This is a genomic window from Marinobacter sp., assembly GCF_041686475.1.
Lineage (GTDB): Bacteria > Pseudomonadota > Gammaproteobacteria > Pseudomonadales > Oleiphilaceae > Marinobacter.
This window is the reverse complement of sequence record NZ_JAWLDU010000006.1, coordinates 12,556-25,576: the sequence shown is the minus strand read 5'-3', so window position 1 is coordinate 25,576 and position 13,021 is coordinate 12,556. Positions and strand designations below refer to the sequence as shown.

At 57.9% G+C, this 13,021-nt stretch carries 10 protein-coding genes; 6 read left to right on the top strand and 4 right to left on the bottom strand.

The genetic code is table 11. The features are described from left to right. Positions 1-5 precede the first annotated feature (5 nt). Both ACESMB_RS02725 and ACESMB_RS02720 read left to right on the top strand, forming a co-directional pair. Positions 6-803, top strand: coding sequence for a ParA family protein (locus tag ACESMB_RS02725; protein ID WP_372970859.1), 798 nt, complete (start codon positions 6-8; stop codon positions 801-803). Positions 804-812: 9 nt separating this feature from the next. Beyond that, the gene (locus tag ACESMB_RS02720) at positions 813-1,151 is read left to right on the top strand and encodes a YqcC family protein (protein WP_372926411.1); all 339 of its coding nucleotides are present in this window, start codon (positions 813-815) and stop codon (positions 1,149-1,151) included. Between the two features lie 4 nt (positions 1,152-1,155). On the opposite strand, the gene nadC is transcribed toward ACESMB_RS02720, so the two are convergent. Then, positions 1,156-2,004, bottom strand: coding sequence for a carboxylating nicotinate-nucleotide diphosphorylase (nadC, locus tag ACESMB_RS02715; protein WP_372970858.1), 849 nt, complete (start codon positions 2,002-2,004; stop codon positions 1,156-1,158). A gap of 223 nt (positions 2,005-2,227) precedes the next feature. On the opposite strand from nadC, the gene ACESMB_RS02710 reads away from it, so the two are divergent. The 4 genes from ACESMB_RS02710 (at position 2,228) to ACESMB_RS02695 (ending at position 8,324) form a co-directional block, all read left to right on the top strand. Further along, the gene (locus tag ACESMB_RS02710) at positions 2,228-4,555 is read left to right on the top strand and encodes a DUF1631 domain-containing protein (protein WP_372970857.1); all 2,328 of its coding nucleotides are present in this window, start codon (positions 2,228-2,230) and stop codon (positions 4,553-4,555) included. 130 nt (positions 4,556-4,685) lie between these two features. Next, a complete protein-coding gene (ampD, locus tag ACESMB_RS02705; protein ID WP_372970875.1) occupies positions 4,686-5,282 on the top strand; it encodes a 1,6-anhydro-N-acetylmuramyl-L-alanine amidase AmpD in 597 nt (198 codons plus the stop codon). Continuing rightward, positions 5,282-6,169, top strand: coding sequence for a regulatory signaling modulator protein AmpE (gene ampE, locus ACESMB_RS02700; protein WP_372970856.1), 888 nt, complete (start codon positions 5,282-5,284; stop codon positions 6,167-6,169). Before ampD ends, ampE begins: the two co-directional genes overlap by 1 nt. A gap of 124 nt (positions 6,170-6,293) precedes the next feature. Then, positions 6,294-8,324 (top strand): methyl-accepting chemotaxis protein, encoded by a 2,031-nt coding sequence (locus tag ACESMB_RS02695; RefSeq protein WP_372970855.1) that lies wholly within the window; start codon positions 6,294-6,296, stop codon positions 8,322-8,324. Positions 8,325-8,364: 40 nt separating this feature from the next. Here the strand turns inward: ACESMB_RS02695 and ACESMB_RS02690 are convergent, their stop codons facing one another. From ACESMB_RS02690 to ACESMB_RS02680, 3 genes are read right to left on the bottom strand one after another with little or no spacing between them, the layout of a single operon-like run. Further along, the gene (locus ACESMB_RS02690) at positions 8,365-8,922 is read right to left on the bottom strand and encodes a cob(I)yrinic acid a,c-diamide adenosyltransferase (protein WP_372927176.1); all 558 of its coding nucleotides are present in this window, start codon (positions 8,920-8,922) and stop codon (positions 8,365-8,367) included. Next, positions 8,922-9,911, bottom strand: coding sequence for a ketopantoate reductase family protein (locus ACESMB_RS02685; RefSeq protein ID WP_372927175.1), 990 nt, complete (start codon positions 9,909-9,911; stop codon positions 8,922-8,924). Before ACESMB_RS02685 ends, ACESMB_RS02690 begins: the two co-directional genes overlap by 1 nt. A gap of 3 nt (positions 9,912-9,914) precedes the next feature. Further along, on the bottom strand, positions 9,915-12,767 hold the full coding sequence (locus ACESMB_RS02680) for a valine--tRNA ligase (RefSeq protein WP_372970854.1): 2,853 nt from the start codon (positions 12,765-12,767) through the stop codon (positions 9,915-9,917). Between the last annotated feature and the right edge of the window lie 254 nt (positions 12,768-13,021).

The following is a 13,021-nucleotide window of genomic DNA, read 5'->3' as shown; positions in this document are numbered from 1 at the left end:
TAAACATGAGACGAGTAGTGTTCAATCAAAAAGGTGGTGTTGGCAAATCCAGTATTACCTGTAACCTGGCCGCGATCAGCGCCGCCAGGGGCAAGCGCACGCTGGTTGTTGATCTTGATCCCCAGGGCAACTCGACCCACTACCTGCTGGGCAGACCAGCGGGAGAGCTCAAGGACACGGTGGCGGACTATCTGGAGCAGACGGTGGCCTTCACGGTCTTTAACCGTCGTGCAGACGAGTTTGTTCATGCCTCGCCCTTTGACAACCTTTTCGTGATGCCCTCCAGCCCGGAACTGGATTTCCTCGAACGCAAACTGGAAGCCAAGCACAAGATCTACAAATTGAGGGAAGCACTCAAGAAACTGGGTGAATCTTTTGACGAAATCTATATCGACACGGCTCCTGCGTTGAATTTCTATACCCGTTCGGCTCTGATCGCGGCGGATCGATGCTTGATTCCCTTTGATTGTGACGATTTTTCCCGCCAGGCACTCTACAGCATTCTCCGCGAAATCCAGGAACTGCAGGAAGACCATAACGAAGGTCTGGTGGTGGAAGGTATTGTCGCCAACCAGTTCCAGCCTCGTGCCACCCTGCCCAAACAACTGGTCCGTGAGCTGATGGACGAAGGGCTTCCGGTATTGCCCGTGAGGTTGTCCAGCTCGGTAAAGATGAAGGAATCCCACCAGAGCCGCCAGCCGCTGATCCACATGGCGCCGAAGCATCCACTGACACGGCAGTATGAAGACCTTTACCGCGTGCTTCACGGCGAAGCTGTTGAACTGGAACCGCTGGCCGACTGAGAGTTAACCATGGCGAGACCGTCCGACCATACCGCCCGCGTGGCGGACAGCCTGCTGCAGATCGAGATCGAGTTACGGCGAATCGGCGCCTGGGAAACCGACCCGCCGCCCACGGACGCGCTGCAAAGCACCAAGCCATTTGCGGTGGATACACTGGAATTTACCCAGTGGCTGCAGTTCGTGTTCATTTATCGTATGAAAGCAATGATTGAAAACGAGCATCCGCTGCCAGAGGTGTCGGGGATGGCGCCCATGGCGGAGGAGCATTTCCGGGGCAGAAGTGAGTCTGGTCATGGGCTTATACGTGAACTGGAGGAAATGGACCGCCTGCTTTCCGGGCAGTCCTGAGTCTTCAGCTGGTGATGTCGAGCCGCATGGACAGGTCCACGGCACGAACATCCTTGGTCAGTGCTCCAATGGAGATATAGTCCACTCCTGTCTCTGCCACCGGCACCAGGGTGTCGCTGTTAATGCCTCCGGAGGCTTCCAGCCTGGCCGCGCCAGCGGTTCGGCCAACCGCCTTTCTCATATCGTCCAGTGAAAATTCATCCAGCATTATGATGTCTGCCCCGGCGGCAAGAGCCTGTTCCAGCTCATCCGGATTTTCGGTTTCCACTTCCACGGGGCGGCCAGGCGCGATGCGGCGGGCCTCTTTCACGGCATCAGCGATTGATCCACAGGCAGCGATGTGATTTTCCTTGATCAGGAACGCATCCCACAGGCCAATCCGGTGGTTGTGGCAGCCACCACAGGTAACGGCGTATTTCTGAGCCAGTCGCAGTCCCGGTAGGGTTTTGCGGGTATCGAGCAGCTGAACGCCGGTATGGGCGACACGGCGGGCATAGCCGGCGCAGGTTGTAGCAACCCCGGAAAGCACCTGGAGCCAGTTGAGCCCGGCGCGCTCGGCAGTGAGCAGGCTGCGCGCGGGGCCTTCCATGGTAAACAGCAGCTGGTCGGGGCCTACTTCATCTCTGTCATCAACGTTCCAGTCCAGAATGATCCGTGGATCCACCTGTCTGAAGACCTCCTCCACCCAGGCCCTTCCGGCAATGGTTGCGGCTTCGCGTGTGATTACCTGTCCCCGGCTTATACGGTTCTCCGGTATCAGCATAGCGGTGATATCGCCGTCGCCGATGTCTTCCCGAAGGCTCTGGGCAACGGTTTCAACGCGGCTTTGGCGAAGCATTTCAGTTGGAATCATGGTCGGGTATCCGGTGGTTCTTCTGGTCTCGGGAATGCAAACAATTCGGATCATTGATTCTAAAGCCCGGCAGGGGATTCGCCAAATTGAAGCGGGTCGGAATGTTAAACTGTGATGTCCATCACTTAAACACAAAAGGTGACAAATTCTGACACAAGCTGACGTGGGTAAGGCATAAGATATTCAATAATAAATGTCTCCAGTCATCGTCCGGAGTAGCCGAATGGCGCAGGATAACAAGGTCGTAAGTCTCAAAAGCCAGAAACTGCCAGACAGGTTTTCCCTGCCGGGCTCGCTGGTACGCCTGCGTGACGTATCTGGTCAGTCCCTGAAGCTGGTGATGGGGGGGTTTTTCGACAGGGCTGACGACGCGTTGTTCGAGCTGGCGGACAAGGCCGCGACCAATCAGGACCAGACTGCCTACTTTGACGCAATGCGTGAGCTCAGGCTGCGTCGCAAGAACATGACGGTATCCGTGCTGCAATATGTCAGCCGCGCGTTCAACGAAATAGGTTCGTTTCGTCCCGCGGGTGGAAGCGGCAGCCTGGATGAAGTGGATCAGGACTCGCTGGCTCTGGTGGATCATTCCGACCTTGAGCAGCAGGTCGCCATCGACAACCTCATCAATAAGCTACGCAACCAGCATGTCGAGGCAATCAGGCTTCTTAATGTCCGGGTTTCGCACCTGGTGCCGTCGTCAAAACTCGACAACAGCCAGATGCCCCTGAGCCCTGAAGTGATCTGTGGCGGCGTCGCGGAGGCCTGTGCCGATCTGGAAATCGATATCCGCGCCAAACTGGTGGTGCTGAAACTGTTCGATCGGCTGCTGGTAGGCATTCTGGGTGACGTATACAAAGATGCAAACAAGACGCTGATTGCTGAGGGCGTTCTGCCAGAAATGCGTCGTGCCCCGGTCGGCGGGGGGTCGTCTTCCGGAAGACCCGCGTCCGGAGCCAGTCACAGTGCAGGCATTTTGTCCGAGCGTTCCGGGTCCGGCTCTGGCGGGCCGTTGACGGTCGCATCCGAGGATGTCCGTGCTACTTTCTCCGAGCTAAGCGCATTGTTGCACCAGGGCCAGAACAACGGTTCCGGCATGCCATCCGGGGGCGCAGGATTGCTGGATACCGGTACCCTGATGGCGCGGCTGAGTGATATCCAGGCGCAATCTGTGCACTGGCAGCAGGGCGAGGTTGTGCCTCTGTCTGAGCAATTGCAGCCAGTGTTCCGGGCGGAAACGGGCGACAGAATGAATGCCGGGCAGGTCGACAGTGATGTCATCAACCTGGTGTCGATGCTGTTTGATTTTATTCTTGAAGACCGCCAGTTGCACCCGGTGATGAAGGCGGTTATCGGACGGTTGCAGATTCCAGTGCTGAAGGTAGCACTGAGCGACCGGAATTTCTTCAATCGTGGTGGGCATCCGGTCAGAAAGCTCCTTAATGAGCTGGCTATGTCGGCCATAGGCTGGGCCGAGAAGAAAGCGGGCCAGCGTGACCCACTGCGGGAAAAGATTGAATCAGTCGTTGATCGTGTGCTGAATGAATTCACCGACAACGTGGAAATATTCAGCGAGTTGCTCAGTGACTTCGGACATTTCATGGATCTGGACCGTCGCCGCAGGGAGCTGGTGGAGCAGCGCCTTCGTGACGCGGAAGAGGGCCGGGCCAAGCAGGAAAGGGCCTCCAGGGCTGCAGAAGTGCTGCTGAACGAACAGATGACTGGCCGTGAGCTGCCGCCACCGGTGGTCACCTTACTGAACGAGGCCTGGTCCAAGTATCTGCAGTGGGTGGTGCTGCGTGAGGGCGAAGACAGCGAACGCTGGCAGTCGGCATGCACGCTGACTCGTCAGTTGGTCTGGAGCGTGGATCCAAGGCCGGTTGAAGGAGGCTCTCGCAGTGAACTGCTAAGGGCCATTCCCGGTATCGTGGATGGATTGCGATCAGCATTACAGGAAATATCCTGGGATCCGTTTGCAACAGACGCTGCCATTCGGGATCTTGAGCTTGCCCATGTAGATGTCTTCCAGCGTCTGGTGACCACCACCCGGCGCCCGGAACCCGCTGACGAGCCAGTGGAAACCAATACTGCAGAGTTTGTGCCGCCGGTTGCTCCTGCACCAGCTCCTGTGGATGAGCCGGAAAGTCGGGCCCCGGCCCGGCCAGCGGAGCCAGAAAGCCCCGAACCGCCTGAGGCGTCTGAAGAAGTAGCCAACGAGACTGAAGCGGCCAGTGCCGGGCCTGTCGAAGCCCCGTCGGCAGACAGTGGCCTTGATCCAATTTGGCTGGACCGTGCTGATGGACTTCGTGTCGGTTCCTGGATAGAACTGATCCGCGAGAGTGGCAAGACCCGTTGCAAGCTGGCTGCGTTTATCAAGGCCACGGGCAAGTATATTTTTGTCAATCGCAGCGGGGCAAAAGTCGCGGAGTACCAGCGTGAGGAACTGGCCTCTGCACTGGCAGCCGAAGAAATTACCATGCTTGACGACGGCCTGATTTTCGATCGCGCCCTGGAATCCATCATTGATAACCTGCGCAGCAGTCGCAAGGACTGAGGCGATAGCAAGGCCGGCTACTTTGTGCTTCAATCACAGGCATTAAAGTAACAGAGGCGGATGGTTCCTGAATCTCCGCCACCGGCCTGCTGGAAACACAGTGTCTGAACACAACTCATCTCATTGCTCCATAGATCCTTCCGAAACCCCGGTATCACGGTTACGCCGGACAGGGCGCGTGCCCGGGGCCAGATGGTGCCCGTCTCCGAATTTCGGCCCTCGCCCGGATGGCGAGAGGATTTCGCTGCTGGTTGTTCATAACATCAGTCTGCCGCCGGGACAGTTCGGTGGCGATGCCATCGAGCGGTTTTTCTGCAATCAGCTTGACCCTTCCGCACACCCCTATTTCGAAACCATTGCCGGTATGACGGTGTCTTCTCATCTGCTGATACGCCGTGATGGTTCTCCGGTGCAGTTTGTCAGCCTGCTGGACAGGGCCTGGCATGCGGGCCGATCCTGTTTCCAGGGTGAGGAAGAGTGTAATGACTTTTCCATCGGGATAGAGCTGGAGGGGGCGGATGACATTGCCTATACCGCTGCACAGTATCGGGCACTGGCAGATCTGACACAGAAAATCATGGTGGCCTGGCCAGAGATTACCCCGGATAGGGTCACCGGACACAGTGATATTGCACCCGGCCGGAAAACTGATCCCGGGCCGGCATTCGACTGGGCCTGTTACCGTACAATGCTGGATTCCGTGTGGCGTAACGAGGGGACTGGCTGATGGCACTGGTGGTATTTCTCCTGGCTTACCTGACAAGGCGCAGGCTGGATGCGGCAAACGCCTGGTCCGGAGATTCTCTCTGGCGGACTGCCTTTCGTGGTCACAGTAAAACAGCTGCCGGCCAGGAAGCGGTGAAATGGAAAGGGCTGTTACTGGTTGCAGCGCCTGCGCTGCTTATCGCTATTGCAGAGTGGTACCTGACGGATATTGGCTGGCGGATGGCGGCCTATCCTCTGGAATTCGTGTTATTGGTGCTACTGATGGGCGTGCCTGGCTGGCGCTCTCCCCTGGAAGCCTACAGCTCATCCTGGGCGAGGGGCGACATGCAGGCCGCCTGGCACCATATCAAGGACTGTCTCCCCGCCAGAGATCGGGGTGCTGCGGCCTCTCCCGACGAGATGCACCTGATACTGTCGCGCACGCTCATGGTCGACATATTCGAGCGGTTTTTCCTGATTGCCTTCTGGTACGTGGTTGGCGGTCCTGCTGCGGCATTTTTCGTTCGCGGCGTTATTGCCTTGCGCGACCACTGGCCACAGCCGGCAGCGAGGCCCGGTTTTTCCGCACTGGCTGAGCTGCTCAACTGGATACCGTCGCGCCTGCTGTCCTTTACCTTTGGTGTGGCGGGGGATCTTGCAGGCTGGATGAGCGAGGGAAGGCGGGTTCTGGCAGGGGTAACACTGAAAACCGACCAGGTGCTGATGACCGCCGCCAACGGTGCCTTGACGGGTTATGCGCTGGACCCCGGGCGGTTTTCGCAGATTCACCCAGATGAGTGGGCAGATTACGGCCGACGCAGCCTGGATGCGATCCGGGATCTGCTGAACCGCAGCATGCTGGTGTGGATCTGCGTGCTGGCTTTGCTGGTGATTGCAGGGGTTAAATAAGGCAGAGGTTTAAACAAAATTACATTTATATTCCGAAAAACACTCAAGTTTGTAGTACTTTAGTCGACACTGTAAATAAATAGAATACAGTTTCATTCTTTCGACGCCTTGAGTGGGAGTAGATGTGAACCAGCTTATCAAGCCTGCAGTATCGTTGATGAACCGGCTGCCGATGTTCTACAAATTCAGCCTCATCAGCGTACTGTTTTTGCTGCCTATCGTTGCCCTTTCATGGTTGGTAATCAGCGAACTGAACCGGTCAGTGGAAACCATGACCCGGGGTGTTGAAGGCCTGGAGCAGCTTGAAAAGGTCGACGCACTTCTGGAAGCGTCCCTTGAGTACCGTGATTTTCGGGCGCCCGGCAAGACCAAGGATGACAGCGAGCTGCTGTCCAGATCTGATCAGGCAGCTGAGAGAATCGACCGTATCCTGGAACAGCTGGCCGGTACGGATGCCATGTTTGATACTTCCGGCAACTGGGCTGAGCAGGTGGCACTGCTGAAGGAAGAGTGGCAGAAGCTGCAATCTTCAGACAGCTACCAGGGCAACATCGACCCCCAGTTCAAGTATTACCAGGAATTCGTCCAGAAAGTCCGTGCCATGTTGTCTGCCACCATCGAGATTTCCGGCCTGGGCCAGGATGCCTCACGTGAGAACCTGCTGCTGCTCGGGCTGGTGCGTGAGGCTCTGCCGGATGCCGAAAGCATTATCGGCCGGGCCCGCTCTTTTGGCACGTTTGCGCTGCTGGAAGGGCAGGTGGGCTATGGTCTCAGTGACGTATTGAACGAAATATACGACCAGCTGACCAATCGCGCTTCACTTCTCGGCCCTTCGCTCTCCGTGGCAATTGATTCATCACAGTCACTGGCCGCACAGACCGGTAATGCCGTCAAAGGTATCGAGGGGAGCCTGACCACCATTCGTGATGAACTTGATACCAACGTCATCGCTCCCATGCGTCTGGAGTTGCCTTGGCAGGAGTTCAACAGCACCGTCGAGAACCAGCTGGTTAATTACGATGCCTTTACCTCGGCTATTTTCGATGTGGTAAGCGATAACCTGAATGCACGGCTGGAAGGTGAAATCCGCCAGCGACAGCTCATCATTCTCGCTCTCGTTGCCGTGCTGCTGGTGGTGGTCTATCTCTACATCGGCTTTTTCATGTCGGTACGAACTGCCATTAACCGTTTCAGCGAGGCAGCCCGCAATGTGGCTGCAGGCGACATGACGGCACACATCGACCTGGATAACCGCGACGAACTGGGCGAGCTGACCACCGAGTTCAACAACATGACGGACCGGATCGCCGAGCTGATCCGGTCCGTCAGCGGCACGACATCGGACGTTGATCGCCAGGCAACCCGGGTCAACGACACGGCAGCCGCCAACAGTCAGGCAGTTGCCCGCCAGATGGAAGAATCTGGCCAGATCAACGAAGCCATGAGCCAGATGGTGGAAGCGGTCAATGAGGTGACTGAAAGCGCCCACCGGGTGTCGGACAGCGCCAGCGCGGCAGAAGCCGACACCGAAAAAGGCCGTGGTGTGGTAGCGGATACGGTTGAAACCATCAACCGTCTTGCCACCGAAATATCCGGTGCAGTAGAGGTTATCAACCGGGTAAATTCTGACAGCGACAACATCAGTCAGGTATTGGTGGAGATCAAGGCGATTGCCGAGCAGACCAACCTGCTGGCCCTGAATGCGGCTATTGAAGCAGCCCGTGCCGGTGAGCAGGGGCGGGGATTCGCGGTGGTTGCAGACGAGGTGCGGTCACTTTCCCAGCGGACCCACAAGTCCACCGAAGAGATCGAAGGCATGATTTCCCGCCTTCAGAGCGGCGTCAAAGAGGCTGTTGCCGCAATGACCAACAGCCACGACGTCACCGAAACCACGGTCAGAAAATCTTCTGAAGTCACCGAGGCTCTTGGCCGGATTGCCGACGGTATTGCCACCATCGTAGACATGAGCCATCAGATCGCGCAGGCAGCGGAAGAGCAGTCTGCGGTGGCGAAGAATGTGAATGCCAACGTCGAACAGATTAGTGTTCTGGGCCACAAGACGGCTGACAACGCCGAAGAGACACTGGCATCTTCCCGGGAAATGTCCCAGTTGACCGCTTCGCTGCAGCGTCTTGTTGAGGCGTTCAGGGTCTGACGGCTGGCGGGCCTCCGGTTCCGGAGGCCCGGATGGCCACCTATATGCCAGACTTCTTCTGTTCCCAGAGGATTTCTTCCCCTCCATTGCGCCTGGCCAGGCTGCGAGCAAACACGAACAGCAGATCAGACAGCCGGTTCAGGTAATGTCTGGAATCGGTATTAATGGAATCTTCGTGACTCAGCGCCACTACAACGCGCTCGGCGCGGCGACACACGGCACGGGCCATGTGGCACTGGGCTGCAGCCGGAGAGCCACCGGGAAGCACGAAATTCTTCAACGGGGGCAGATCCTCGTTGTAAGTGTCGAGGGTCTGTTCAAGCCACTGGATGTGGCTGTCGCCAATGACCTTGCTGCCCGGTATGGCGAACTCTCCGCCCAGGTCAAACAGGTGATGCTGGATGCGGCGCAGGCTGTCCACCAGCGAGTCGTCGCTATCCAGGCATTCAATCAGCAGCCCGATGTGGCAGTTCAGTTCATCGGCGGTGCCCATGGCTTCCACTCTCTGGGCGTTCTTTGCGATGCGATTGCCATCTGCCAGCCCCGTCGACCCGTCGTCTCCGGTACGTGTGTAGATTTTGGAAAGGCGATTGCCCATCAGGATGCTCCCGGTTCGATCTGATTGGTTGATTTACCGGCTTTTACATCAGCCGACAGTTCTTTTACCTGTTGGGTCAGCATTTGGTTCACCGTTACGCTGATTCCGTGTGCCTGTCCCCGGCATGCGATGTAGCCATTGATGTAATCTATTTCGGTGGTGCGGCCCTGTTGCCGGTCGCTCAGCATGGAAGAGGTATTCCTTGCCGTGCTGCGGGCGACGCTTTCAATGCGTTTGCGAATGCTGACGGGAGCCTGGGGTTGGCACCCTTCCGCCATGAGAACATCCGCAATCTCTTTGCACAGGTCGTCTATGTGGTCGAGATAGAACGGGGCATCCAGTATATCGCCATTACGGCAGTCAAGAATCGCGGTGAAGGCATTGATGCCGGCATTAATGACCAGTTTGTCCCAGAGTCTCTGGTGAATACTGGTGTCCGGATGAATAGTGAGCCCACTGGTGGCGAGTGCCTGCACCACAGGGCCCAGAACTGTTTCTGCGCAGTCAGTGAGGGGGCCGACCCAAGTTTCCCCTTTGCCGGCATGGATTGTCTGGCCCGGCTCCGGGCGATTGGCGCCTTCGGTGGTGCTGGCCGCGAGAACGGGCCGCTGTGGCCAGCGCTCCGCAGCGGACTGCTGGCTGCCCATGCCATTCTGGAACAGCACAAGCGGGGTTTCCGGGGGCAGGCTGGGTAACAACGGTTCAATGGCGTTCAGGGTGTCGCCGGCTTTGGTGGTGACCAGTAGCAAAGGGGGGTGTCCGGCCGATTCGTTCAGCCAAGGCACGGTAACCGGAACACTGGTGCCGTCGAATTGCTGAAGTCTGTAGGACAGTGGTTCTGTTTCCGGGCCCGGGGAGCCGGCGCGGGGTACGAATGCCACCCTGCCGGCAGGCAGGTACCCTGCCCACAGCTGGCCGAGGGAACCGGCCCCGAGAATGGCAATTGGGCCACCCCCGGGCAGCTTGCGGTTTTCCCCATGCCCGGTCATTGGTTACATGGCCTCGATGGTAGCCCGCTGCTCGCTGAGACGGCTCATGCTGCCCTGGGCATCCCTGAGCTTGTCCTTCTCTTTTTCCACCACCTCCGCCGGCGCTTTGGCGGTAAACTTTTCATTGTCCAGCTTTCCTTCAAGCCTGCCCACTTCCTTCTGCAGGCGCTCCAGCTCCTTGTCCAGGCGCTTGAGTTCGGCATCCTTGTCGATCAGGCCGGCCATGGGTACCAGTACTTCCATCTCGCCAACCAGTTGGGTGGCAGACATGGGTGCTTTGCCGTCGGTAAACCATTCCACGCTGTCCAGTTTGGCCAGGGACGCGAGGAACTGCCGGTTGTCCTCCAGCCGGCGCTTGTCTTCCGGATCTTTACCGCGAAGTAGAACCGGAATGGACTTCGCCGGAGAAATGTTCATTTCGCCACGGATATTCCGTACCGCAACGATCACACCCTTCAGCCATTCGATATCGGCAGTAACAGCGGCGTCCTGTTTGCTGGAATCTGGTTGGGGGAAGGGCTGCAGCATGATGCTGTCGCCGCTCTTGCCGGCCAGCGGAGCGATGCGTTGCCAGATTTCCTCGGTAATGAACGGCATGATCGGGTGCGCCAGGCGGAGAACCGCCTCGAGGACACGAACCAGTGTACGGCGGGTGCCGCGCTTTGCTTCAGCGCTGATGTTGTCGTCGTTCAGTACCGGCTTGGACAGTTCCAGATACCAGTCACAGTATTCGTTCCAGATAAACTCGTACAGGGCGTAGGCCGCCAGGTCGAAGCGGTACTGGTTCAGGTAGCGGATCACGTCCTGCTCACAGCTCTGCAGTTCGCTGATGATCCAGCGGTCCGCCAGGGACAGTGCCACCGGCTCGTCGTTGACACCACAGTCCTCGCCTCCGGTGTTCATCAGCACGTAACGAGCGGCATTCCACAGCTTGTTGCAGAAGTTGCGGTAACCTTCCAGGCGCTTCATATCCCAGTTGATGTCACGGCCGGTGGTGGCCATGGCTGCCAGGGTGAAGCGCAGAGCGTCGGTACCGTGGGCGGTGATGCCTTCCGGAAATTCTTTCTTCGTGCGTTTGGCGATTTTCTCCGCCAGCCTGGGCTGCATCAGGTTGCCGGTGCGCTTTTCCAGCAATTGATCCAGCTCGATGCCGTCAATCATGTCCAGCGGGTCGATCACGTTGCCCTTGGACTTGGACATCTTGTCGCCATGCTCGTCACGGATCAGACCGGTGACGTAGACGGTCTTGAAGGGTACCTGGGGCGTGCCGTCTTCGTTCTTCATGAAGTGCATGGTCATCATGATCATCCGGGCAACCCAGAAGAAGATGATGTCGAAACCGGTCACCAGCACATCGGTGGGATGGAAGGTTTTCAGGCGCTCGGTGATTTCCGGCCAGCCCAGGGTGCCGAAGGTCCAGAGGGCGGAGCTGAACCACGTGTCCAGAACGTCTTCGTCCTGGTTCAGTACTACGTCTTCGGCCAGGTTATACTTCTGGCGCACTTCGTCTTCACTGCGGCCGACGTAGATGTTGCCCTCGGTGTCGTACCAGGCTGGAATCCGGTGGCCCCACCAGAGCTGGCGGGAAATGCACCAGTCCTGGATATCACGCATCCAGGAGAAGTACATGTTTTCGTACTGTTTGGGCACGAACTGGATACGTCCGTCTTCCACGGCTTCAATGGCAGGCTTCGCCAGGGTCCTGGCATCAGCAAACCACTGGTCGGTCAGCATCGGCTCGATGATCAGGCCGGAACGGTCGCCACGGGGTACGCTCAAAACGTGGTCTTCCACTTCCTCGACCAGGCCTTCGGCGTCCATGTCCGCCACGATCTGCTTGCGGGCTTCTTCGCGGGTCAGGCCGGCGTAGGCGGCGGGCAGGCTGCCGTCGACATCTGCGTTCTCGCTGCCATCCGGGTTGACGACTTCGCCGACATCGCGGATGCAGGCATCCTGGGTCATGACGTTGATCATCACCAGGTTGTTGCGCTTACCCACGGCATAATCGTTGAAATCGTGTGCCGGGGTGATTTTCACGCAGCCGCTGCCTTTCTCGGGGTCAGCGTGGGTGTCGGCAATGATAGGGATGCGGCGGCCGACCAGGGGCAGGTCGACGTGTTTGCCAATCAGGTGCTGGTAACGCTCATCGTCCGGGTGCACCGCTACGGCGGTATCCCCCAGCATGGTTTCCGGGCGGGTGGTGGCAACCACCAGGTAGCCCTTGCCGTCCCGAGTCTTTTCACCGTCGGCCAGCGGGTAGCGAAGGTGCCAGAAAAAACCCTTCTCTTCCCTGTTTTCCACTTCCAGATCGGAGATGGCGGTATGAAGCTTCGGGTCCCAGTTGACCAGGCGCTTGCCGCGGTAGACCAGGCCCTCGTCATACAGGCGGATGAAAACTTCCTGTACCGCCTTGTAGAAGCCGTCGTCCATGGTGAATCGTTCGTGATCCCAGTCCACGGAGTTGCCCAGACGTCGCATCTGGCCGGTGATGGTGCCGCCTGAGTGCTCTTTCCAGTCCCAGATACGCCTGATAAATTCTTCCCGGCCCAGATCGTGGCGGGTTTTGTCCTCTTCCGCAGCCAGTTTGCGCTCGACCACCATCTGGGTGGCGATGCCGGCGTGGTCGCTACCTACCTGCCAGAGCGTGTTGCGGCCCTGCATGCGTTTGAAGCGGGTGAGCGTGTCCATAATGGTGTGCTGGAACGCGTGGCCCATGTGGAGGCTGCCGGTGACATTGGGCGGCGGGATGGCGATGCTGAATGACTCACCTTCGCCGGAGGGGCGGAAGTACCCTTTGGATTCCCAGTTTTCGTACCACTGGCGCTCGATGTTTTCTGGCTGGTAGGTTTTTTCCATGGGTTTCTACTGGTGACCGTTTGGTTGATTCACAAGGGAAATTTGAGACGCTCGATTATACATGCTCTGTTGGTTTGCGGCGAACTGGGGTGGAGGGGCACGGGGGTAGTTTGAATTTCGGACAGGAAAAGAACTCGCTGCGCTCAGACACCTTTTCCTGTCCGAAATTCAAACCACCCCCATACCCTTATAAACTTCGAGTTGTCGTCGCCATATTGGAGACACCCGCTCCTCCCCCAAACGAGCAGTCCTAC